We start from the raw sequence: 23,031 nt of genomic DNA on the forward strand, positions 1-23,031 counted from the left end.
CGCGGTCACGCACAGTGGTCACGGGAATCCCTCGGATCCCCCTCGACGCTATTCGCTCAGATGTTCTATTCTCGGGAGGAGAGCAACGAAGGAGGCGGCATGAGGTGGGACAACCTGAGCCGCGACACGGCGGCGACCACAGCCGCGCTGTTCGGCGTGGACGCCGTGACCCGTACGTTCGACACCCCCGAGTTCCGCGGGATCACCTTCCACGAGGTGCGCGCCCGCACGATCGTCAACCGCGTGCCCGGCGCGTCCCGGATGCCGTTCGAGTGGACGATCAACCCCTACCGCGGCTGCAGTCACGCCTGTGTGTACTGCTTCGCACGCAAGACGCACACCTACCTGGACCTCGACAGCGGCCTGGACTTCGACTCCCAGATCGTCGTGAAGGTCAACGCGCCCGAGCTGCTGCGCCGCGAGCTCGCCTCGCCCCGCTGGCAGGGCGAGCACATCGCGATGGGCACCAACGTCGACTGCTACCAGCGCGCGGAGGGCCGCTACCGGCTCATGCCCGGCATCCTGGCCGCGCTGCGCGACCACGCCAATCCCTTCTCGATCCTCACCAAGGGGTCGCTGATCCTGCGCGACCTGGACCTCCTGGTGCAGGCCTCCCAGGTCACCGACGTCTCGACCGCGGTCTCCGTCGGCTTCACCGACCGGGACCTGTGGCGCACCGTGGAGCCGGGCACGCCGTCGCCGGCGAAGCGTCTGGAGGTCTGCCGCACGCTCAATGAGCACGGCATCCCCTCGGGCGTCCTGATGGCGCCGGTGCTGCCGTACCTCAGCGACTCCCCGGAGCAGTTGCGCGAGACGGTCCGCGCGATCGCCGGGACCGGCGCCACGTCCGTCACCCCGCTGGTGCTGCACCTGCGCCCCGGGGCGAGGGAGTGGTTCATGGCCTGGCTCTCGGTTCACCACCCGCGGCTGATCTCCCGCTACAAGGCGCTCTACGCGGACGGCGCCTACGCGCCCACCTGGTACCAGCGGCGCATCACCCGCCAAGTACACGAGTTCGCCGCCGAGTTCGGGATCGGGCCCAGCCGTGCCGGGACCGCGCGCCGGATTTCCGCACCCGAGGAGGAGACCCCCGGTCCGCCCGCCGCACCCGATCCGGCCCAGCCCGCCCAGCCGGCCCCGCCGACCCAGCTGACCCTGATCTGAGCTCACGAAAAGCGGGTGCCCGCCCGGCTCCGCCCCCCTTAACGTCGCGGCATGACGGTTGTGAGGGTGATGACCCGCGACGACATCGACGCCGTGGCGGCGATCCGCGTAAGGGGATGGCAGGCGGCCTACGCGGGGATCGTGCCGCAGGCGTACCTCGAAGCGATGGACGTCGGGGCGGACGCGGAGCGTCGCAGGGAGTGGTTCGACGCGGGCGGCAGCCGGGTGGACAACCTGGTCGCCGCGGACGGCGGCGAGGTGACGGGCTGGGCCGCGCTCGGCCCCTACCGGGGCGAGCCCGACGACGCCGAGGTCGGCGAGCTGTACGCGATCTACGTACACCCCGACCGGATAGGCCGCGGCACCGGCCGCGCGCTCATGGACGCCGTACGGGCGCGCGCCGGCGAACGCGGCTTCCGGAGCCTGCGCCTGTGGGTGCTCGCGGACAACCCGCGGGCGCTGCGCTTCTACGAACGGTCCGGTCTCGCGCCGGACGGCACCGACCAGATCGAGATGTACGACGGCGTCCCGCTCAAGGAGTTGCGGTACGCGACGGATCTGGCCTGAAGCGCCAGGCGAGACGGCGCGTCGTGGCACTCGGTGCCTTCTCCCGCGCCGCGGCCAGCACCGCCGCGGCAACCGGGTCGCCCGACCGCACCAGGGCGCGCACGATCCGCCTGGGGTACGGCGGCGCGCACAGCCCCACGAGGGCGGCGGTCGCGCGGGGCTCCTCCGAGTAGCGGGCCAGTCCGCGCGCCGCGGCGGCGCGTACCTCCCCGTCCTCGTCCGAGGCGGCCCCGAGCAGTGTCCCGAGCACCTCGGGGCCCCCGATCCGCCCGAGGGAGTCCACGGCCGCGACACGCAGGCGGGGATCACCGACCGCCCGGGTCAGGACGGGCACCGCCCGCGCGTCGCCGAGCCGGCCCAGTTCCTCGACGCAGCCGGCGGCGGCCTGGTAACCCGTGCGGTCCTCGTCCAGGAGCCACGTGAGGGTGGAGGTCAGCGCGGGCAGCGACTCGGGCGCCCGCAACCGCCCCAGCAGGCGCACGGCGGCCAGCGCGTAGCCGATCCGCAGCCGGTTGGTGGCGAGCGCGGCGGCGGCACGGGCGGTCCGCGGGTCGCCGAGCCGGGTCAGGGCCTCGGCCGCGGCAAGGGTGTTCCAGGCGTCGCGGTGGTTGAGGAACAGCACGAGGGTCTCGAAGGCCCGCCTGTCACCGGCCCGCCCCAGCAGGACGGAGGCGGCGAGACGCTCCTGCGGGGAGCGCGACGGCTCGGTCAGCACGGCGGCGAGGCGGTCCCGGGCCTCGGGGGCGTCCAGCCGCCACAGAGCGACGAGCGCCGCCTCGGCCACCAACTCGTCCGGGTCGCCCGCGGCCGCGAGGAACAGGTCGAGATGCGCCGGGTCGCGGTCGTAGCCGAGCAGGACCAGGGCCAGCCGCCGGGCCCGGGGTGCCAACTGGCGGGCCTGGCTCAGCAGCAGCGGCACGCAGGTGGCGGGCGGAACGGGGCCGTTCCTGGCTGCCCAGCGCCAGAAGGGCAGGTGACGACCGATGACGATGCGGCTGACGGTGTCCTCGATCAACCCGGGGTACCAGGAGTGCTCGTCCGGCCCGAGTGCGCCGAGCAGGCCGAAGAGGGGTCCCGTCGCCTCCATGGGGCGCTTCACCGCCAGCGCCTCCAAGGCGTAGCGGCGCTCCTCCTCCGTGCCACGGGGAAGCATGGCCAGCAACGGCGGGACGGCGGGGGCCCGCCCGCCCGCCACGTCGAGGCGCGCGCGTTCGGCAGGACCGAGCCAGGGCCGCACCATGGCGGCGGCGTCCGGTGAGGTGGCAAGCCGCCGCAAATAGGCACCGCGTTCCTCGCACCGCCCCTGGCCGGCGAACTCCAGCAGCCCCAGGACGCGGCGTGGTTCCCCGCGCCCGCGCAGCCGCGCGATGTCCGTCTCCCCCGCCCGCACGGCCCCGTACAGTTCGGCCGCGCGCCGCGCCGAGTGACCGGCGCCCCCGTGCTCCCGTTCCACGGTCCCCCCTCTCCCCCGTGCGCTCACCCTAATGGCGCGCTCATCTGTAGGAGGTGTAAATCACATGGGCGGGTGGGCTGGCGCCGAGGTTACTCACCGGTTACCCTCTAACCAACGCACGCATAGGCCTGGTGACGCAGCCGCCGCGTGCAGCCGTTGTCGGTTCGGCACCATCGCGGCGCAGCCCCGGGACAGGGCTCGCCGGTTCTCACGCGGGTACGCCCACACACGCGTACGCACCCCGCGGCTCCTCGACTCTCCCGCCCCCGCGCCTGCGCAGCAGAGACGCACGGCGCGGACCCTCAGCATTCGGAGTTCCGCGATGGACCGTCCACGACCCTTCCCCACCGTCGCCGTCATCGGTCTCGGCACCATGGGCACCGGCATCGCCGAGGTCGTCGCCCGCGCCGGCCACGAAGTGATCGGCATCGAGATCGACGACGCGGCCGCCCACCGTGCCGTCGCCGCCCTGGAGGCCTCCACCGCCCGCGCCGTGCAGCGCGAGCGGATCACGGAGGCCGAGCGCGGCGACGTCCTGGCCCGTTTCCGCACCTTCTCCGACCTCCAGGCGGCGGCCGACGCCGACCTGGTGATCGAGGTCGTCACCGAGCACTTCGAGATCAAGCGCGAGGTCCTCACGGCCCTGGACGCCCTCCTGAAGCCGGGCGCCGTCCTGGCGACCGGCACCAACGCGCTGTCGGTGACCCAGCTGGCCTCGCACACCTCGCGCCCCGACCGCGTCCTCGGCCTGCACTTCTTCGCCCCCGCACCGGCCATGAAGCTGGTCGAGGTGGTCTCCACCGTGCTCACCTCCCCCGAGACCACGGACTCCGTGACCGAGCTGGTCCGCTCGCTCGGCAAGGAGCCGGTGGCGGTCGGCGACCGTCCGGGCTTCATCGCCGACGGCCTGCTCTTCGGCTACCTCAACCAGGCCGCGGCCATGTACGAGGCGCGGTACGCCACCCGCGAGGACATCGACGCCGCCATGCGGCTCGGCTGCGGCCTGCCCATGGGCCCGCTCGCCCTGCTGGACCTGATCGGCATCGACACCGCGCAGACCGTCCTGGAGGCGATGTACGAGGCCTCGCGCGACCGGCTGCACGCCCCCGCGCCCATCCTGAAGCAGCTCTCCGCCGCCGGCCTCAAGGGCCGCAAGGCGGGACGCGGCTTCTACACCTACGAGGCGCCCGGCAGCGCGAGCGTCGTCCCGGACGCCGAGACGCCGGCCGAGGCCGCCGGTGCCACCGGCGGGCGCCCCGTGCGCAGCGTGGGCGTCGCGGGCTCGGGCACCATGGCCGTCGGCATCGCGGAGGTCTTCGCCAAGGCCGGGTACGAGGTCGTGCTGGCCGCCCGCGGCCAGGAGAAGGCCGACAGGGCGGTCGCGGCGCTGGCCAAGTCCCTGGACCGGTCGGTGGCCAAGGGCCGGCTCAGCCAGGAGCAGCGCGACGCCGCCGTGGCGCGGGTGACCGCGGCCGGATCGCTGGACGCCTTCGCGGACGTGGACCTGGCCGTCGAGGCGGTCGCCGAGGACCTGCCGGTCAAGCAGCAGCTCTTCGCGACCCTGGACAAGGTCTGCAAGCCGGGCGCGGTGCTGGCCACGACGACGTCCTCGCTGCCCGTGGTGGCCGTCGCCACCGCCACGTCCCGTCCGCGGGACGTGATCGGCATGCACTTCTTCAACCCGGCCCCCGCCATGAAGCTGGTCGAGGTGGTCCGCACCGTGCTGACCGCCGAGGACGTGCACGCCACCGTCCACGAGGTCTGCGGCAAGATCAGGAAGCACGCCGTGGACTGCGGCGACCGGGCCGGCTTCATCGTCAACGCGCTGCTGTTCCCGTACCTCAACAACGCCGTGAAGATGGTCCAGGAGCACTACGCGACGGTCGAGGACATCGACTCGGCGATGAAGCTCGGCGGGGGCTACCCGATGGGGCCCTTCGAACTGCTCGACGTCGTCGGGCTGGACGTCTCGCTCGCGATCGAGCAGGTGCTGCACAAGGAGTTCCGCGACCCGGGCCTGGCGCCGGCGCCGCTGCTCGAGCACCTGGTGTCCGCGGGCTGCCTCGGCCGCAAGACCGGCCGCGGCTTCCGCGAGTATGCCCGCCGCTGATTACGCGGGCAGCGGCTGGGACGGCCGGGACGATCCCGGTGGCTGGGGCGGTCTCCTGGGACCGCCCCACCGCCTCCGGAAACCGGGCCCGGCCCACGGTGCAGCGGGAATGCAGTACGTTCGCGGTATGCCCCAGCCCGTGAAGCCCGCCCGTGCGTCCTCCACCACCGCCCAGCGCCATCGTGTCCGCCAGGAACTGGCCGCCGCGGCGATGCACCTGTTCGCGAGCCAGGGCTACGAGGCGACGACGGTCGACGAGATCGCCGCGGCCGCGGGGGTCGCGCGCAGGACGTTCTTCCGGCACTTCCGCTCCAAGGAAGAGGCGATCTTCCCCGACCACGACGACACCCTCGTGCGCGTGGGGCAGGTGCTGGACTCCGCCGAACCGCACGAGCACCCGCTCGACACGGTGTGCCGTGGCATCACCGAGGTGCTGCGCATGTACGCCGAGGCTCCCGAGGTCTCGGTGGAGCGCTACCGCCTGACCCGTGAGATCCCGATCCTGCGGGAGCGCGAGATCGCCTCGGTGGCCCGCTACGAGCGGCTGTTCACCCGCTACCTGCTGGGCCACTTCGACGAGGGCGCCCACCACGACGGGGACGACGACCCGCTGCTGGCGGAGGTCGCCGCGTCCGCCGTCGTCGCCGCCCACAACCACGTGCTGCGGCGCTGGCTGCGCGCCGGCGGCAAGGGCGACGTCGAGGCCCAGCTCGACCACGCCTTCGAGGTGATCAAGCAGACCTTCGGCACTGGCATCGGCCGGCGTCCCAGCCCCGCCCCCGCCCCGGTCCTCACCTCCGAGCAGGGCGAGGTCATCGTTGCGGTGGCCCGTACGGACGCCTCGCCCGCCGAGGTCATGCGGACGATCGAAAAAGCCCTGAAGGGCGCGTAGCCGCCCGTTCGCGCCCCCGGCGTCCTCCGGCGCCCCCGGCATCCCACCAGCGCCCCCAGGCCCTCGTGCCGGGGGCGCCTTCGCGTGTTGCTCAAACGTGAAGCCGTGGTGCCATCTGAGAAAAATTGTTGGCACGCAGTGTCTTGCAGGGTGGCACGCGGTGCCATAACGTGAGAAGTGTCCGGGCGGGCGGCGTGCTGGGATCCGTCGAACGCCGTCTGTCCCCAAAGGCCCGGACGCCTGCGTCACAGGCATTCACCGCGCCACCAAGCGCCCCCGCTCCATCCGTGCGACCGCCACGGACAGCAGCACCACCGCCGAACCGACGGCACCACCCCACAGCAACCCCCGACGTTCCCTCAAGCGTCCCTACGTCGCGCTTCGCCGGAGGCATCACCGTGAAGGACATCCTCGACGCAATCATGGCGTCCGAAAGCACGGCCGCGGACTTCGCCGCGCTGCCGCTGCCCGAGTCGTACCGCGCCATCACCGTCCACAAGGACGAGGCCGGCATGTTCGAGGGCGTGGACAGCCGCGCGAAGGACCCGCGCAAGTCGCTGCACCTGGACGAGGTGCCCGTGCCCGAGCTCGGCCCGGGCGAGGCCCTGGTGGCCGTCATGGCCAGCTCGGTCAACTACAACTCGGTGTGGACGTCGATCTTCGAGCCGGTGTCGACGTTCGGTTTCCTCGAGCGGTACGGCAGGCTCTCCCCGCTCACCAAGCGCCACGACCTGCCCTACCACGTCATCGGCTCCGACCTGGCGGGCGTCGTGCTGCGCACCGGCCCCGGCGTGAACCTCTGGAAGCCGGGCGACGAGGTCGTCGCGCACTGCCTGTCCGTCGAACTGGAGTCCGCGGACGGCCACAACGACACGATGCTCGACCCCGAGCAGCGCATCTGGGGCTTCGAGACCAACTTCGGCGGCCTCGCCGAGATCGCGCTGGTCAAGTCCAACCAGCTGATGCCCAAGCCCAGGCACCTCAGCTGGGAGGAGGCCGCGGCCCCGGGCCTGGTGAACTCCACCGCCTACCGCCAGCTGGTCTCCCGCAACGGCGCCGGCATGAAGCAGGGCGACAACGTCCTGATCTGGGGCGCCAGCGGCGGCCTGGGCAGCTACGCCACCCAGTTCGCGCTGGCCGGCGGCGCCAACCCGATCTGCGTGGTCTCCTCGCCGCAGAAGGCGGAGATCTGCCGCCGCATGGGCGCCGAGGCCATCATCGACCGCACCGCCGAGGACTACCGGTTCTGGAAGGACGAGCACACCCAGGACCCGAAGGAGTGGAAGCGCCTCGGCAAGCGCATCCGCGAGCTGACCGACGGCGAGGACGTCGACATCGTCTTCGAGCACCCGGGCCGCGAGACCTTCGGCGCCTCGGTCTACGTCACCCGCAAGGGCGGCACGATCGTCACCTGCGCGTCGACCTCGGGCTACAACCACGAGTACGACAACCGCTACCTGTGGATGTCGCTCAAGCGCATCGTCGGCTCCCACTTCGCGAACTACCGCGAGGCGTGGGAGGCCAACCGCCTCATCGCCAAGGGCAAGATCCACCCCACGCTGTCGAAGACGTACCGCCTGGAGGAGACCGGCCAGGCAGCGCACGACGTGCACCGCAACGTGCACCAGGGCAAGGTCGGCGTGCTCGCGCTCGCCCCCGAGGAGGGCCTCGGCGTCCGCGACGCGGAGCTGCGCGCCGAGCACCTCGACGCCATCAACCGCTTCCGGAACGTCTGAGAACGGGAACGAGCATGAGCGAGCGTCAGAAGGATCGTCCGTGGCTGATGCGGACGTACGCGGGGCACTCCACCGCCGAGGCGTCCAACGCCCTGTACCGGCGCAACCTCGCCAAGGGCCAGACCGGGCTGTCGGTCGCGTTCGACCTCCCGACGCAGACCGGGTACGACCCCGACCACATCCTGGCCCGCGGCGAGGTGGGCCGGGTCGGGGTCCCGGTCGCCCACCTCGGCGACATGCGCCGGCTCTTCCAGGACATCCCCCTGGAGGAGATGAACACCTCGATGACCATCAACGCCAGCGCCATGTGGCTGCTCGCGCTCTACCAGGTGGTCGCCGAGGAGCAGGGCGCCGACGTCACCAGGCTCCAGGGGACGACGCAGAACGACATCGTCAAGGAGTACCTGTCGCGCGGGACGTACGTCTTCCCGCCCGGCCCGTCGCTCCGGCTGACGACGGACATGATCGCGTACACGGTCAACCACATCCCCAAGTGGAACCCCATCAACATCTGCAGTTACCACCTGCAGGAGGCCGGGGCCACGCCGGTGCAGGAGATCGCGTACTCCATGTCCACCGCGATCGCCGTCCTCGACGCGGTCCGCGACTCCGGCCAGGTGCCGCAGGAGCGGATGGGCGACGTCGTCGCGCGCATCTCCTTCTTCGTGAACGCGGGCGTGCGCTTCGTCGAGGAGATGTGCAAGATGCGGGCCTTCACCCGCATCTGGGACAGGATCACCCGCGAGCGCTACGGCATCGAGGACCCCAAGCAGCGCCGCTTCCGGTACGGGGTCCAGGTCAACTCGCTCGGCCTGACGGAGGCCCAGCCGGAGAACAACGTCCAGCGCATCGTGCTGGAGATGCTGGCGGTGACGCTCTCCAAGGACGCCCGGGCCCGCGCCGTGCAGCTGCCGGCCTGGAACGAGGCGCTCGGCCTGCCGCGCCCCTGGGACCAGCAGTGGTCCCTGCGCATCCAGCAGGTGCTGGCCCACGAGAGCGACCTGCTGGAGTACGGCGACATCTTCGAGGGCAGCCACGTCGTGGAGGCGAAGGTCACCGAGCTCGTCGGGCAGTCCCTGGCCGAGATCGAGCACATCCAGGAGATGGGCGGCGCCATGGCCGCCGTGGAGTCCGGCTACCTGAAGTCTCAGCTGGTCTCCTCGCACGCCGAGCGCCGGGCGCGGATCGAGTCCGGCCAGGAGAAGATCATCGGTGTCAACTGCTACGAGGGCACCGAGCCCAGCCCCCTCACCTCCGACCTGGACGGCGCCATCATGACCGTCGACCCGGAGAACGAGGCACGGGTCGTCGCCGCCCTCCACGACTGGCGCGACAACCGGGACGAAGTACGGGCGCAGCGGTCGCTGGAGGCCCTCAAGGCCGCGGCCGCCGGGACCGGCAACCTGATGGAGGCCACCCTGGAGTGCGCCCGGGCGGGTGTCACCACCGGCGAGTGGTCCTGGGCGCTGCGCGACGTCTTCGGCGAGTTCCGCGCGCCGACGGGCGTGAGCAGCGCCCCCGTCGCGGTCACCGCCGAGCCGGGCACGCCGCTGGCCGCGGTGCGCCGCAAGGTGGCGCTGACCGCCGAGGAGCTGGGCACCGGCAAGCTGCGGCTGCTGGTGGGCAAGCCGGGCCTGGACGGTCACTCCAACGGCGCCGAGCAGATAGCCGTACGGGCGCGCGACGCCGGCTTCGAGGTGGTCTACCAGGGCATCCGGCTGACGCCCGAGCAGATCGTGTCGGCGGCGGTCGCCGAGGACGTCCACTGCGTGGGCCTGTCGATCCTCTCCGGCTCGCACGCCGAACTGGTCCCGGACGTGCTGGACCGGCTCCGCAGGGCCGGGGTGGACGACGTGCCGGTCATCGCCGGCGGCATCATCCCGCCGGCGGACGCTGCCAAGCTGGTCGAGTCCGGCGTCGCGGCCGTGTTCACGCCGAAGGACTTCGGGATCACCGAGATCATCGGCAGGATCGTGGACGAGATCCGCAGGGCCAACAAGCTGGAGCCGCTGGAGGTCGCCGCGTGACCCCCGCAGCGAACACCCGTACGAACACGTTCGACACCCCGGAGGCGTAGGAGAGATGCAGTTCGGCCGTACGTATGAAGAGTTCGAGGTCGGTGCCGTCTACAAGCACTGGCCCGGGAAGACGGTCACCGAGTACGACGACCACCTCTTCTGCCTCCTGACCATGAACCACCACCCGCTCCACATGGACGCGAACTACGCCGAGAGGACCACCGACTTCGGGAAGAACGTGGTCGTGGGGAACTACGTCTACTCCCTGCTGCTCGGCATGTCGGTGCCGGACGTCTCCGGCAAGGCGATCGCGAACCTGGAGGTCGAGTCGCTCAAGCACGTGGCGCCGACCTTCCACGGCGACACCATCTACGGCGAGACGACCGTGCTGGACAAGTGGCCGTCGAAGTCGAAGGACGACCGCGGGATCGTCCACGTGGAGACCAAGGGCTACAAGCAGGACGGCACCCTGGTGTGCGTCTTCCGCCGCAAGGTGATGGTCCCCACCGCCACGTACATCAAGGAGCGCGGCGGCGAGCAGCCCGGCCGCCCCGAGCTGAACGCCTAGGAGACAGCAGACATGAGCCGCCTCGCGCAGACCGACGGGCTGACCGACGTCCAGCAGGAGATCCTCTCCACCGTCCGCAGCTTCGTCGACAAGGAGATCATCCCGGTCGCCAACGAGCTGGAGCACAAGGACGAGTACCCCACCGACATCGTTGAGGGTCTCAAGGAACTCGGCATCTTCGGTCTGATGATCCCCGAGGAGTACGGCGGCCTGGGCGAGTCCCTGCTCACCTACGCCCTGACGGTCGAGGAGATCGCCCGCGGCTGGATGAGCGTGTCGGGCATCATCAACACGCACTTCATCGTCGCCTACATGCTCAAGCAGCACGGCACCCAGGAGCAGAAGGACCACTTCCTGCCCCGCATGGCCGCCGGCGACGTGCGCGGCGCCTTCTCGATGTCCGAGCCGGGCCTCGGCTCCGACGTCTCGGCGATCCGCACCAAGGCGGTCCGGGACGGTGACGACTACGTCATCAACGGCCAGAAGATGTGGCTGACCAACGGCGGCACCTCCAACCTCGTCGCGGTGCTGTGCCGGACCGACGAGGGCCAGCCGGAGGGCGCGGCCCCGCACAAGTCGATGACGACCTTCCTCATCGAGAAGGAGCCGGGCTTCGGGCCGAACCCGACGGTGAAGGGTCTCACCGTGCCCGGCAAGATCGAGAAGATGGGGTACAAGGGCGTCGACACGACCGAACTCATCCTCGAGGATGTGAAGATTCCGTCAAATCGCGTCCTGGGCGGTCAGAGCGGCCGCGGTTTTTACCAAATGATGGACGGGGTCGAGGTCGGCCGGGTCAACGTGGCCGCCCGCGGCTGCGGTGTCGCACAGCGCGCCTTCGAACTGGGGATCGCGTACGCCCAGCAGCGGCAGACCTTCGGCAAGCCGATCGCGCAGCACCAGGCGATCCAGTTCAAGCTCTCCGAGATGGCCACCAAGGTCGAGGCGGCCCACGCGCTGATGGTGAACGCGGCCCGCAAGAAGGACTCCGGCCAGCGCAACGACCTCGAGGCCGGCATGGCGAAGTACCTGGCCGCGGAGTACTGCAAGGAGGTCGTGGAGGACGCCTTCCGCATCCACGGCGGCTACGGCTTCTCCAAGGAGTACGAGATCGAGCGCCTCTACCGCGAGGCCCCGATGCTGCTCATCGGTGAGGGCACCGCCGAGATCCAGAAAATGATCATCGGGCGCCGACTGCTCGAGGAGTACCGAATCCAGGGGTGAATGTCCAGGTTGTGGCACTTTGTGCGAGCCAAAGGTCACACCCAGTCATCAAATACCGGCCACTGACTCGACTGCTGGCTTGCCCAGTTGCCGGTCACTCCCGATACCATTCACGGAAAGCCGCCGTCCCCTGCACCATCATTGCGGCACCCTCCGCTACGAAGGTCTTCCATGCCCCACAGCCATTCCTCTGCACAACGCGACAGCCGGGCCGGCGTACGCCTCGCGCGCGGAGCGTCGCCGTGGCTCCTCCCGACCGTGGCCACCGCCGCGATCAGCCTCGTCCGCGCCCGCCGCTCCGGGCGCTGGGCGGCCGTGGCCGTCCCCACCACCGCCCTCGCGGCGGGCATGCTGTGGTTCTTCCGCGACCCCGAGCGTGAGATCACCCAGGGCCGCGTCATCTCGCCGGCCGACGGTGTGGTGCAGAGCATCATGCCGTGGAAGGACGGGCGCACCCGCGTCGCGATCTTCATGAGCCCGCTGAACGTCCACGTGAACCGCGCGCCGCTCGCCGGCACCGTCACGTCCGTCGAGCACATCCCCGGCGGTTTCGTTCCGGCGTTCAACAAGGAGAGCGAGAACAACGAGCGCGTCGTCTGGCACTTCGACACCGAGCTCGGCGACATCGAGATGGTGCAGATCGCCGGAGCCGTGGCGCGCCGCATCGTCCCTTACGTGCCGCAGGGCACCAAGGTGGAGCAGGGCGAGCGCATCGGCCTGATCCGCTTCGGCTCCCGTGTGGACATCTACCTGCCGGAGGGCGTCGAGCCCGCCGTCGAGGTCGGCCAGACCACCGTGGCTGGGGTGACGCGCCTTGACCGTGATTGATCCCGACACCCAGGCACCGTGGGTCGCCTCGGTGGACGAGGACGACGACGATGACATGCCGCTGTCTACGCGGCTGTCGATAGCGGACGGCCTCACCCTCGGCAACGCGATCTGCGGATTCATGGCGGTGTACTTCACCACCACCGGGGTGCTCGTCCCGCACCTGATGGGCAACACCGACGGCGGCATGACGCGGCACAGCGCCGCCACCGCCGTGCTGCTGATGCTCATGGCCTCGGTCTTCGACCTCTTCGACGGCCTCGTGGCACGCAAGCTGCGCAGCTCGGCGATGGGCGCGGAGCTGGACAACCTGTCCGACCTGATCAGCTTCGGCCTGGCCCCCGCCTACTTCGTGGTCGTCTGGGGTCTGATCTCGGACGACGCCTACGGCAAGCTGTCGGCGGTGGCGGCGGTCGTGGTGCTGCTCGCGGTCGTCCTGCGCCTGGCCCGCTTCTCCTGCACGACGGTGCGGGAGGGGATCTTCCAGGGCATGCCGAGCCCCTTCGGGGCGATGACGGTCATCTCGGTCGTGCTGCTGGAGCTGCCCTTCATCCCGACGGTGCTGGCCATCGTCGGTGTGGCGTGGCTGATGGTCAGCCGGGTCGAGTACCCCAAGCCCCGCGGCCGGCTCGCCACGATCACGCTGGCCTGGATCGTGCTGAGCATGGGCTGCCTGGTCTGCTGGGCGTTCGCCGTCCCCGGCGGCGACGTGCTCCTGCAGACGGGCGCGGCCCTGCAGATCTGCGCCGCGGCGGTGATCCCGCTCTTCGCGACGACCCGCCGGGTCAACACGATCCGCAACAACCGCCGCGAGGCGCGTACGGCACAGCTTCCGTAGCCGTACGGCGTACGACGTACGTGCCAGGGGCCCCGAGCCGGGAAGGCTCGGGGTCCCTGGCGTTCCCGGGTCAGGCCGGCAGGTCGCGCGCGATGTCCTCGGCGAGGCGCTCCAGCAGCGGCCCGGCCTCGGCCATGCAGCGCGCCGGGTCCGGCTCGAGGTCGGTCAGGGCGTACGCCCGCCGGATGCCGGCCGCGCCCAGGGCGGCGCCGGACAGCGCGAGGCGGCCGCAGACGGCGACCACGTCCACGTCCCGGGCACGGGCGGCGGCCGCGACACCGGCCGGGGCCTTGCCGTGCAGGGTCTGTTCGTCCAGCGAGCCCTCGCCCGTGATCACCAGGTCGGCCCGCTCCAGGGCCGCCGCGAAGCCGAGCATGTCCAGGAGCACCTGGACGCCGGGCCGGAAGGAGGCGCGAAGGCCCACCAGCGCCCCGAACCCGACCCCGCCGGCCGCCCCCGCTCCCGGGGCCTCGGCGGCCGCACCGGCCTCCAGCACCTGCGCGTAATGGGCGAGCGCCGCGTCCAGCGTGGCGACGTCCTCCTGCGTGGCACCCTTCTGGGGGCCGTAGACGACGGCGGCGCCCTTCGGGCCGAGCAGCGGGTTGTCGACGTCGCTGGCGAGGACGACCTCGGTCGTGGCGAGCCTCGGGTCGAGGCCGGACAGGTCCGCCGAGGCCAGTCCGGCGAGCGCCGCGCCGCCCGGGCCCACCGGCTCGCCCCGGCCGTCCAGCAGGCGGGCGCCGAGCGCGACGAGCATGCCCGCGCCCCCGTCGTTGGTCGCGCTGCCGCCGACGCCGAGCACGATGGACCGCGCTCCCGCGTCGAGTACGGCCAGCAGCAGCTCACCGGTGCCGCGGGTGGTCGCCGTCAGCGGCGCGAAGACGCCGGTCGGCAGGTGCCGCAGTCCCGAGGCCTCGGCCATCTCCACCACGGCGGTGCCGTCGCGCAGCGCGTACGCGGCCGTGACCGGCTCCCCCAGCGGCCCGGTGACCTCCACCAGGCGCCGCTCGAATCCCGCGGCGACGGCGGCGTCCACCGTTCCGTCCCCGCCGTCGGCCACCGGCACGGACTCGACGACGAGATCGGGGGCGGCGCTCCGCAGCCCCGCCCCGAGCCGCTCCGCCACCTCGACGGCGGTGAGCGAGCCCTTGAACTTGTCCGCGGCGATGAGCACCCGCGCGGGCCGTGCGTCCGTCACATTGATCTCCCTTACGGCAGGTCGCGCCGCTTGGACCTTATCCCGGGGCGTCCGGGCGGTACACCGGGGGCATGGCCCTCTCTCTCCAAGACCGCATCCTGGGCGGCTGGCTCGGCCGGATCGCCGGAAACATGCTCGGCAAGCCCGTCGAGCGCGGCGACCACTGGACCCGGGAGCGCATCGACCGCTACCTGCGCCGGGCCGGGGCGCTGCCGCTGACCGACTACATCCCCGCGCTGGACCCGCCTGCGGATCCGGCGGAGTTCGAGCTGCGCCCGGAGTGGCCGCAGTGCACCCGCGGCAACATCCACGGCAGCGCGCGGGACGACGACGTCGACTACGCGATCCTCGGGCTCGACCTGCTGGAGACCTACGGTCCGGACTTCACCACCGAGCAGGTCGGCGAGCTGTGGCTGCTGCGCCTTCCCTACCTGCAGACCTTCACCGCCGAGCGCGCGGCGTACCGCAACCTCGCGGGCGGGATGAAGCCGCCGCTGACGGCTACGGCCGACAACCCGTACCAGGAGTGGATCGGGGCGCTGATCCGCGCCGACATCCACGGCTGGACCTCCCCCGGCGACCCCCGGCGGGCCGCGTCGCTCGCCCGCCGGGACGCGGTGCTGTCCCACACGGGCAACGGGGTGTACGGCGCGATGTGGGCCGCGGCGCTGATCGCGGCTGCGTTCACCGCGCCCGACGCCCGGGCCGCGCTGGAGTCGGCGCTGCAGCACGTCCCGCCGGGCTGCCGGCTGGCCCGCACGGTGCGCCGGACCATGGCGCTGCACGCGGCGGGGCTGGACTGGGCCGGGACGATGGCGGAGCTGGACGAGGAGACCCGCGGGCTGCACTGGATCCACACCGTCCCCAACGCCGCGCTGGTCACCGCCGGGCTGCTCTACGGCGCGGGCGACTTCACCGCCACGATCGCGCTGACCGTGCGCGGCGGCCTGGACACCGACTCCAGCGGCGCGACGGCGGGTTCGGTGGCCGGGGTGTTCTGCGGCGCGGCAGCGATCCCGCCGCAGTGGACCGAGCCGCTGGAGGACCGGGTGCGCAGCGCGGTGTTCGGCTTCGACGGCGTGGCGATCAGCGAACTCGCCCGTCGCACGGCGCTGCTCGTGCCGTAGGGTCCGCGTGTGCGATACATCGTTGTGGGAGCGGGCGCGGTCGGCGCGACGATCGGCGGCCGGCTGTACGAGAGCGGTCACGAGGTCGTCCTCGTCGCGCGGGGAGCGCACCTGGAGGCGCTGCGCGAGCGCGGGCTGACGCTGCGGACTCCGGACGGGACGCTGTCGCTGCCCGTCCCGGTGGCCGGCGGCCCGGAGGGGCTGACGCTGCGCGAGGACGACGTGCTGGTGCTGGCCGTGAAGACGCAGGACACGGAAGCCGCGCTCGCCGCCTGGGCCCCGGTCGCGGACCACCTGCCGCTGGTCTGCGCCCAGAACGGCGTCGCCAACGAACGCATGGCACTGCGCCGCTTCCGCGACGTGTACGGCATGTGCGTGTGGCTGCCGTCGACGCACCTGGAGCCCGGAGAGGTGGTCGCCCCCTGCGGTCCGCTGACCGGCATCCTCCACCTGGGCAGCTACCCGCACGGAACGGACGAGCTCGCGCGGGCCGTCTCCGCGGACCTGGAGAAGTCCTCCTTCGCCGCCCCGGTCGTGGCCGACGTGATGCGCTGGAAGTACGCCAAGCTCCTGTCGAACCTCGGCAACGCCGTCGAGGCGCTCTGCGGCGGCTGGGACGACACGGCCGCCGGCCTCGTCAAGCGGGCGCGGGCCGAGGGCGCCGCCGTGCTCGACGCCGCCGGCATCCCGTACGCGGGCGAGGAGGAGCAGGCGGCGGTCCGCGGCGACCGGGTGAGCCTGCGGCCGGTCGACGGCTTCGCCCGGGGCGGCGGCTCGTCCTGGCAGAGCCTGACCCGGGGCACCGGGAGCGTCGAGGCGGACTGGCTCAACGGCGAGATCGTGCTGCTGGGACGGCTCCACGGGATACCCGTCCCGGTCAACGAGACGCTGCGCCGGCTCGCGAACCGTGCGGCACGCGACCTCCGCGCCCCCGGAAGCCTGGACCCGGCGCAGGTGGCCGCCGCCGTCGAGGGTCGCGAACCCGTAGGTTGGGGCGCGTGACGACCACCGATTTCGATGCCTACATCGACAGCCTGCCGAAGATCCTCGCCGGGGCCAGCACGCTCTTCCGCGACGCCGACGGCCGGATCCTGATCGCCGAGACCACCTACCGCCAGGACGGCAAGTGGGTGCTGCCCGGCGGCACCATCGAGTCGGCCGACGGGGAGACCCCCCGCGAGGCGGCGCGCCGGGAGACCCTGGAGGAGGTCGGTCTGGACGTCGAGCCGGGCGCCCTGCTCGCCGTCGACTGGGTGCAGTGGCCGGGCCGCCCGCCGCTGACCTCCTACCTGTACGACGGCGGGGTGCTCGACGAGGCCGCGCTCGGCGCGATCGTGCTGCAGGAGGAGGAGCTGTCCGCCTGGCGGATGGCGACGCCCGAGGAGGCCGAGGAGTACCTCTCCCCCGGCCTCTACCGCCGGGTCCGCGCCGCCCTGGCCGCACAGGCGGACGGCGCCTGCCCCGTCGAACTGGTCAACGGCCGCCCCCCGGTGGTCGGTCAGCGGCCCACCGCGTAACCCCGCATACCGCGGGGGTCGGCCGCACCGGTCGCCGGGTCGCGGGCCACGGGCTGTCCGCCCGCCGCACGGCAACGCCCCAGGAGGCCGAGGAGCAGTCCCCCACCGGCCTCCACCCCCAGGTCCCCGTCGCCCTGCCGCGCTGCCCTGCCGCGCCGGCGGACGGCGCCTGCCCGGGCGACGGGTCAGCGCCCCACCGCGTAACCCTGCATGCCGCGGGGGTTGGCCGCGGAGGACAGCACGCCGGTCTCCGGGTCGCGGGCCACCGCGCACAGACGGCCCTCGGACCAGGCGGCACCGACGGTGACGTCGTGGCCGCGGCCGCGGAGCCCGGCGATGACGGACTCCTCGAAGCGGCTCTCCACGGTGAGGCTGCCGGGCCGCATCTCCCGGGGGTGGAAGGAGCTCGGGAAGCTGTCGTTGTGCCAGTTGGGCGCGTCGATGGCGCCCTGGAGGTCGAGGCCGCCCCGGACGGGGGCGCGCAGGGCGACGCCCAGGAAGAAGTGCAGCGACCACTGGTCCTGCTGGTCGCCTCCGGGGGTGCCGAAGGCCATCACCGGCACGCCGTCGCGCAGCGCGAGCGACGGGGTGAGCGTGGTGCGCGGACGGCGTCCCGGGGTGAGGGAGTTCGGCAGCCCGGGCTCCAGCCAGGTCATCTGCAGGCGGGTGCCGAGCGGGAAGCCGAGCCCCGGGACCACCGGGTTGGACTGGAGCCAGCCGCCGCTGGGGGTGGCGGCGACCATGTTGCCCCAGCGGTCGACGACGTCGAGGTGGCACGTGTCGCCGCGGGTCGCGCCGTTGTGGGCGACCGTCGGCTCGCCGACGCCCATGGCGTCGAATCCCGCTGTCGCGGCAGCGTCGTGGAGCGGAAAGTGCGGCAGCCGCGGCGTGCGGCCGCCCGGGCTGCCGGGGCGCAGCTCGTGGGAGGCCTTCGCCTGGTCGACCAGGGCGCGCCGTGCGTCGTTGTAGTCGGGTGACAGCAGTTCGGCGAGGGGGACGGCGTCCTGGGCGTCGCCGTACCAGGCCTCACGGTCGGCCATCGCGAGCTTGGTGCCCTCGACCAGGGTGTGCACGTAGTCGGCGGAGCCGTACTCCAGGTCCGCGGGATCCGGCGGCAGCAGGGCCAGTTGCTGCAGGAAGGCCGGGCCCTGGCTCCACGGTCCGGCCTTGCAGACCGTCCAGCCGTTCCAGTCGAAGGTCACCGGGTCCTCGTGGCGTGCCTCGTACGCGACGAGGTCGTCCCCGGTCAGGGTGGAGGCGTGGCGCTCGCCCGTGGTGTCCATCGCGGGACGGGCGGCGAAGGCGGCCAGCGCCTCGCCGATGAAGCCCTCGCGCCACACCCGCCGGGCCGCCTCGATCTGCGCCTCCCGGTCGCTGCCGGCGGCCTCCGCCTCCCGCAGCAACCGCCGCCAGGTGGCGGCGAGATCGGGGTTGCGCAGCAGATCCCCCGGCCGGGGCGGGCGGCCGCCGGCCAGGTACAGCTCGGCCGAGGTCGTCCACTCCGTCTCGAACAGCGCCTGGACGGAGCCGACCGTGGCGCCGACCGCGTCCACCGCGGGGTGGCCGTGCTCGGCGTAGCCGATGGCGTAGGAGAGCACGTCCGCGAGCGGCTTGGTGCCGTGGTCGCGCAGCAGCACCATCCAGGCGTCGAAGGCACCGGGCACGGCGGCCGCGAGCGGACCGGTACCGGGGACGAAGTCCAGGCCCAGCGCGCGGTAGTGGTCGATGCCCGCCCCGGCCGGAGCGGGGCCCTGGCCGCAGAGCACGCGCACGGGACCGCCCGCGGGCGCGACGATGATCGGCACCTCGCCCGCGGGTCCGTTGAGGTGCGGCTCCACCACGTGCAGGACGAACCCGGCGGCCACCGCCGCGTCATAGGCGTTGCCACCGCTCTCCAGCACGGCCATCGCCGACTGCGAGGCGAGCCAGTGCGTGGAGGAGGCCATGCCGAAGGTGCCTTGGAGGGTGGGACGGGTCGTGAACAATTCCGTACTCCTCGCGCCCGGGGTGCACCTACACTCGCACGGTGCCCCACGAGCCCGAACACGTACCCCCTGTCTCCTCCATGGCACGGTCGCTCGCCCGGGTCCCCGGTGTGGTCGCGGTGATGCTGGGCGGCAGCCGGGCGCGCGGAACGCACCGCCCCGACTCCGACTGGGACCTCGGCGTGTACTACCGCGGCGAACCGGACCTGGAGGCGCTCGCCGCGCTCGCCGCCGAGGCGACGGGCGCACCGGTGGAGATCGCCGGCCCCGGCGGCTGGGGTCCCTGGGTGAACGGCGGGGCGTGGCTGCGCGTGGACGGCGTCCAGGTCGACTGGATCCTGCGGGACCTGGACCGGGTGGGGCGGGTGTGGGACGACTGCCGCGCCGGCCGCTACGAGGTGGGTGTCCAGGCCGGCCATCCGCTGGGCTTCTGGTCCCCCGTGTACGCCGGTGAGGTCGCCCTCGGCCGCGTCCTGGCCGACCCGGCGGGTGAGCTGACCGCACTGCGCGAGCGGACGCTGGTCTACCCGGAGCCGCTGCGCGAGGCCCTCGTCGGGGCCTCCTGGGAGGCGGACTTCCTGGCCGTCAACGCCCGCAAGTCCGCGGGCGCCGGGGACGTCCTGCACGCCGCCCTGTGCCTTGCGCGGGCGGTCGGGGTGCTGACGCAGTCGCTCCACGCCCACCACCGCGTGTGGTGCCTCAACGAGAAGGGCGCCCTCGCCGCCGCGGGCGCCCTCCCCGACACCCCGCCCGGCTTCCGGTCCCGCGCCGAAGCGGTGCTGTCCGGCCTCGGCGACCCGGTGACGGCGGTGGAGGACGCCGCCACCCTCGTCGCGGACGTACGCGCGGCACTGGGCTGACCCCGCGCGGAAACGCGCGGGCCCCGGTGCCGGACGAGCGGATCAACCGATGTTGGTGTGCTGCGCCCAGTCGTTGTGGAAGGTGAATCCGCCGCTCGCCGGCGGCATCGGCGACTGGACCTCGATCCAGCACAGCGGCTCCGTGCCGAGGGCCGCGAATCCGTGCGACGCGCCGACCGGCGCGAAGACGAGATCGCCGGCCCCGGCCAGGTCCTGCGCACCGTCGCAGAAGGACCGCGTCCGGCCGGAGATCAGGTAGTAGATCTCCTCGAACGGATGGAAGTGCTCCTTTGCGGTCTTGAGCGGGACGTTGTCCACCACGCCCGGGGTGAACTGCACGATGAACATCGCGTGGTGGCGCGCCCCGAGGAGATCGTCCACCATCATGCGGATCTGGACGTTCTGCACGTTCGCCCCGTGGTATCCGGGCATGGAGATCGACCCGGGCGGCGCCATGTCCGTCTGATCGAAGTGACCGACGTACGGCTTGGCCGGGTCGAGTTCGTCGACGGCCACGCCCTGAGTCGGCACCTGGGTCTCAGGAGCTTCGAACACCCCCCACGTCCCCCTGCCGTCGATGGGGCGCGGCTGGGGAGCGTGCACGCGCAACATGCGCACGCGCTGATCCGTGGGGTTGCTCCACGCGTGACCGACGGCGTAGGGCACGAGGCCGAAGTCATGGGGACGCAGGGCGTACCGGTGGTCGGCCACCGCGAGCAGCGGGTTGCCCTCCAGGACGAAGAACGACTCCTCGAACGGGTGCCGGTGACCGATGACGTGGCCACCGGGCTCGAGTTCGACGATCGCGATCGACAAATGGGCGGCGCCACTGTCCGGGCCGAGGAAATGCGCCACCCTGACGCCCTTGCCCGGCTCACTCGGATGCGACGCGACGAACTCCAGGGAGTCCCCCCGGCGGATGCTCAAGGATCGGGGAGCTCGCGAGACCTCTGCTGACTGCTTCATGGTCACCTTTCCCTGCTTGGTCCAGTGGTACGAGACTGTTCACAACTGCTGTTAGTCGAGACAAAATCCCAGGTGAACGAGGGTGTGGCCGCTGGGCGAGGGGCATCCCCCGATATACGTTCGCGCCGGGCCGGCAGCCGTCCTACCCTCGGCGCATGGCCAGGCCTCTCGTAGCCGTCCTCAGTGGCGCAGGTATCTCCACCGACTCCGGCATCCCGGACTACCGCGGTCCGAACGGGCTGTGGCGGCGCGATCCGGAGGCCGAGAAGCTCGTGACGTACGAGCACTACATGGCCGATCCCGACGTGCGCCGCAGGTCGTGGCGGATGCGCATGGAGAGCCCGACGCTGGAGGCGCGGCCCAACGCGGCGCACGACGCGATCGTCCGGCTGGAGCGCTCGGGCGTGGCGGTGCGCGTGATCACGCAGAACGTGGACGGGCTGCACCAGATGGCGGGGCTGCCCGAGCGCAAGGTGCTGGAGCTGCACGGCACCGCCCGCGCCGTCGTCTGCACGCGGTGCCACGACCGGGCGCCGATGGACGACGCGCTGGCGCGGGTCCGGGCGGGCGAGCCGGACCCGGCGTGCGGGAAGTGCGGCGGGATCCTGAAGTCGGCGACCGTCATGTTCGGGCAGCGGCTGGATCCGGTGGTGCTGGGCAACGCGATGGCCATCGCCAAGGGCTGCACGGTCTTCATCGCGGTCGGCACCAGCCTGCAGGTGCAGCCGGCCGCGTCGCTCGCCGGGATCGCGGCGGAGCACGGGGCGCGGCTGGTGATCGTCAACGCCGAGCCGACGCCGTACGACGAGATCGCGGACGAGCTGGTGCGCGAGCCGATCGGGAGTTCGCTGCCCGCGCTCCTGGACGGGATCGCCCGGGAGGCCGCCGCGGGCTGACGCCGGTGCCCCCGGACGGATCGTCCGGGGGCACGGCTCAGGGCAGGTTCGCCGCGGCGGTCACCAGCGGTGGTGGACCTGGGCTCGGATGCGCCGGTCGTACAGGTCCCGCACGGCGTCCAGCGTGCTCTGCGGCAGCGGCGCCACGGCGGCGGCCTCGGCGTTGGCGCGGGCCTGCTCGACGGAGCGGGCGCCGGGGATCACGGTGGTGACGCCGGGCTGCTGGATGATCCAGCGGAGCGCCGTCTGGGCCGGGGTCGCGCCCTGCGGGGAGAGGGCGGTGAACTCGGCGGCGGCCTCCAGGCCGGTCGCGTAGTCGACGCCGGAGAAGGTCTCGCCCTGGTCGAAGGACTCGCCGTGCCGGTTGTAGGTGCGGTGGTCGTCGGCGGGGAAGACCGTGTCCTTGGTGTAGCGGCCGGACAGCAGGCCGGAGGCGAGGGGCACGCGGGCGATGATGCCCACCCCCGCCTCGGCGGCGGCCGGCAGCACCTGCTCCAGCGGCTTGAGGCGGAAGGCGTTGAGGATGATCTGCACGCTCGCGACGCCCGGCCGGGCGATCGCGGTCAGCGCCTCCTCGCAGGTCTCGACGCTGACGGCGTAGGCCGCGATGCGCTCCTCCTCGACGAGGGTGTCGAGGGCGTCGAAGACCGCGTCCGAGGAGTAGACGGCGGTCGGCGGGCAGTGCAGCTGCACCAGGTCGAGGGTGTCGACGCCGAGGTTGGCCCGGGACCGGTCGTTCCAGGCGCGGAAGTTGTCCAGGACGTAGTTCTCGGGGACCTGGGCGACCCGGCGGCCCATCTTCGTGGCGACGAAGATCCCGGCGTCCGGGCGCTCCCGGAGGTAGCGGCCGATCAGCTGCTCGCTGCGTCCGTCGCCGTAGACGTCCGCCGTGTCGAAGAGGGTCACGCCCTCCGCCACGGCCGCGTCCAGGACCGCGAGTGCGTCCTCCTCGCGGACCTCGCCCCAGTCGGCGCCCAGCTGCCAGGTGCCGAGACCCACGACGGACACCTTGCGGCCCGTCCTGCCCAATACGCGCTGCTCCATGCCGTCGATGCTAGTCGCTGCCCCGCCGGCCGCGGCCGAC

Annotated in this window: 20 protein-coding genes; 15 read left to right on the forward strand and 5 right to left on the reverse strand. The window is 72.3% G+C overall.

The window, feature by feature from the left end:
* Window positions 1-99 precede the first annotated feature (99 nt).
* Together ACFV3E_RS15020 and ACFV3E_RS15025 are read left to right on the forward strand one after the other, a co-directional pair.
* Entirely contained in the window at window positions 100-1,164 is a 1,065-nt protein-coding gene (locus tag ACFV3E_RS15020) for an Rv2578c family radical SAM protein (protein ID WP_500535083.1), read from the forward strand.
* Window positions 1,165-1,215: 51 nt separating this feature from the next.
* On the forward strand, window positions 1,216-1,731 hold the full coding sequence (locus ACFV3E_RS15025; RefSeq protein WP_500535084.1) for a GNAT family N-acetyltransferase: 516 nt from the start codon (window positions 1,216-1,218) through the stop codon (window positions 1,729-1,731).
* Here the strand turns inward: ACFV3E_RS15025 and ACFV3E_RS15030 are convergent.
* Window positions 1,697-3,184: a HEAT repeat domain-containing protein gene (locus tag ACFV3E_RS15030; protein ID WP_500535085.1), complete on the reverse strand. Its 1,488-nt coding sequence runs from the start codon at window positions 3,182-3,184 to the stop codon at window positions 1,697-1,699. The genes ACFV3E_RS15025 and ACFV3E_RS15030 overlap by 35 nt on opposite strands.
* Before the next feature lie 322 nt (window positions 3,185-3,506).
* Here ACFV3E_RS15030 and ACFV3E_RS15035 point away from each other — a divergent pair, with 322 nt between their 5' ends.
* The 8 genes from ACFV3E_RS15035 to pssA all read left to right on the forward strand — a co-directional run bounded on the left by ACFV3E_RS15035 (window position 3,507) and on the right by pssA (window position 13,398).
* Window positions 3,507-5,294 (forward strand): 3-hydroxyacyl-CoA dehydrogenase family protein, encoded by a 1,788-nt coding sequence (locus ACFV3E_RS15035; protein WP_500535086.1) that lies wholly within the window; start codon window positions 3,507-3,509, stop codon window positions 5,292-5,294.
* Window positions 5,295-5,403: 109 nt separating this feature from the next.
* The gene (locus ACFV3E_RS15040; RefSeq protein WP_500365093.1) at window positions 5,404-6,186 is read left to right on the forward strand and encodes a TetR/AcrR family transcriptional regulator; all 783 of its coding nucleotides are present in this window, start codon (window positions 5,404-5,406) and stop codon (window positions 6,184-6,186) included.
* A gap of 398 nt (window positions 6,187-6,584) precedes the next feature.
* Window positions 6,585-7,922, forward strand: a complete 1,338-nt coding sequence (gene ccrA / locus ACFV3E_RS15045) for a crotonyl-CoA carboxylase/reductase (RefSeq protein WP_499514816.1) — start codon at window positions 6,585-6,587, stop codon at window positions 7,920-7,922.
* 14 nt (window positions 7,923-7,936) lie between these two features.
* Window positions 7,937-9,949, forward strand: a complete 2,013-nt coding sequence (locus ACFV3E_RS15050; RefSeq protein WP_500535087.1) for a protein meaA — start codon at window positions 7,937-7,939, stop codon at window positions 9,947-9,949.
* A 55-nt stretch (window positions 9,950-10,004) separates the two neighbouring features.
* A complete protein-coding gene (locus ACFV3E_RS15055; protein ID WP_396569326.1) occupies window positions 10,005-10,508 on the forward strand; it encodes a MaoC family dehydratase in 504 nt (167 codons plus the stop codon).
* 12 nt (window positions 10,509-10,520) lie between these two features.
* Complete coding sequence (locus ACFV3E_RS15060; RefSeq protein ID WP_500535088.1) at window positions 10,521-11,732, forward strand: acyl-CoA dehydrogenase family protein; 1,212 nt, start codon at window positions 10,521-10,523, stop codon at window positions 11,730-11,732.
* Window positions 11,733-11,903: 171 nt separating this feature from the next.
* Entirely contained in the window at window positions 11,904-12,560 is a 657-nt protein-coding gene (locus ACFV3E_RS15065) for a phosphatidylserine decarboxylase (protein ID WP_500535089.1), read from the forward strand.
* On the forward strand, window positions 12,547-13,398 hold the full coding sequence (gene pssA, locus ACFV3E_RS15070; RefSeq protein ID WP_499601402.1) for a CDP-alcohol phosphatidyltransferase family protein: 852 nt from the start codon (window positions 12,547-12,549) through the stop codon (window positions 13,396-13,398). The genes ACFV3E_RS15065 and pssA overlap by 14 nt, the downstream gene beginning before the upstream one ends.
* 70 nt (window positions 13,399-13,468) lie before the next feature.
* On the opposite strand, the gene ACFV3E_RS15075 is transcribed toward pssA, so the two are convergent.
* Entirely contained in the window at window positions 13,469-14,572 is a 1,104-nt protein-coding gene (locus tag ACFV3E_RS15075) for a glycerate kinase (RefSeq protein ID WP_500535176.1), read from the reverse strand.
* Between the two features lie 95 nt (window positions 14,573-14,667).
* On the opposite strand from ACFV3E_RS15075, the gene ACFV3E_RS15080 reads away from it, so the two are divergent.
* Genes ACFV3E_RS15080 through ACFV3E_RS15090 form a run of 3 tightly spaced genes read left to right on the forward strand, consistent with a single transcriptional unit; the run spans window position 14,668 to window position 17,240 of the window.
* Window positions 14,668-15,723: an ADP-ribosylglycohydrolase family protein gene (locus ACFV3E_RS15080; protein ID WP_500535090.1), complete on the forward strand. Its 1,056-nt coding sequence runs from the start codon at window positions 14,668-14,670 to the stop codon at window positions 15,721-15,723.
* A 9-nt stretch (window positions 15,724-15,732) separates the two neighbouring features.
* Window positions 15,733-16,725, forward strand: coding sequence for a ketopantoate reductase family protein (locus ACFV3E_RS15085; protein ID WP_500535091.1), 993 nt, complete (start codon window positions 15,733-15,735; stop codon window positions 16,723-16,725).
* The gene (locus ACFV3E_RS15090) at window positions 16,722-17,240 is read left to right on the forward strand and encodes an NUDIX domain-containing protein (protein WP_500337237.1); all 519 of its coding nucleotides are present in this window, start codon (window positions 16,722-16,724) and stop codon (window positions 17,238-17,240) included. Before ACFV3E_RS15085 ends, ACFV3E_RS15090 begins: the two co-directional genes overlap by 4 nt.
* A 185-nt stretch (window positions 17,241-17,425) precedes the next feature.
* Here ACFV3E_RS15090 and ACFV3E_RS15095 read toward each other — a convergent pair whose 3' ends face one another.
* Window positions 17,426-19,225, reverse strand: a complete 1,800-nt coding sequence (locus ACFV3E_RS15095; protein ID WP_500535092.1) for a gamma-glutamyltransferase family protein — start codon at window positions 19,223-19,225, stop codon at window positions 17,426-17,428.
* Window positions 19,226-19,305: 80 nt separating this feature from the next.
* Here ACFV3E_RS15095 and ACFV3E_RS15100 point away from each other — a divergent pair, with 80 nt between their 5' ends.
* Entirely contained in the window at window positions 19,306-20,085 is a 780-nt protein-coding gene (locus ACFV3E_RS15100) for a nucleotidyltransferase domain-containing protein (protein ID WP_500535177.1), read from the forward strand.
* Between the two features lie 42 nt (window positions 20,086-20,127).
* Here the strand turns inward: ACFV3E_RS15100 and ACFV3E_RS15105 are convergent, their stop codons facing one another.
* Window positions 20,128-21,051 (reverse strand): cupin domain-containing protein, encoded by a 924-nt coding sequence (locus tag ACFV3E_RS15105; RefSeq protein WP_500535093.1) that lies wholly within the window; start codon window positions 21,049-21,051, stop codon window positions 20,128-20,130.
* A gap of 155 nt (window positions 21,052-21,206) precedes the next feature.
* Between ACFV3E_RS15105 and ACFV3E_RS15110 the strand changes: the two genes are divergently transcribed.
* Window positions 21,207-21,947 (forward strand): SIR2 family NAD-dependent protein deacylase, encoded by a 741-nt coding sequence (locus tag ACFV3E_RS15110; protein WP_499514806.1) that lies wholly within the window; start codon window positions 21,207-21,209, stop codon window positions 21,945-21,947.
* Window positions 21,948-22,007: 60 nt separating this feature from the next.
* Here the strand turns inward: ACFV3E_RS15110 and ACFV3E_RS15115 are convergent, their stop codons facing one another.
* Complete coding sequence (locus ACFV3E_RS15115) at window positions 22,008-22,991, reverse strand: aldo/keto reductase (RefSeq protein WP_500535094.1); 984 nt, start codon at window positions 22,989-22,991, stop codon at window positions 22,008-22,010.
* Between the last annotated feature and the right edge of the window lie 40 nt (window positions 22,992-23,031).

The organism is Streptomyces sp. NPDC059718, assembly GCF_042733315.1.
Classification (GTDB): Bacteria; Actinomycetota; Actinomycetes; order Streptomycetales; family Streptomycetaceae; genus Actinacidiphila.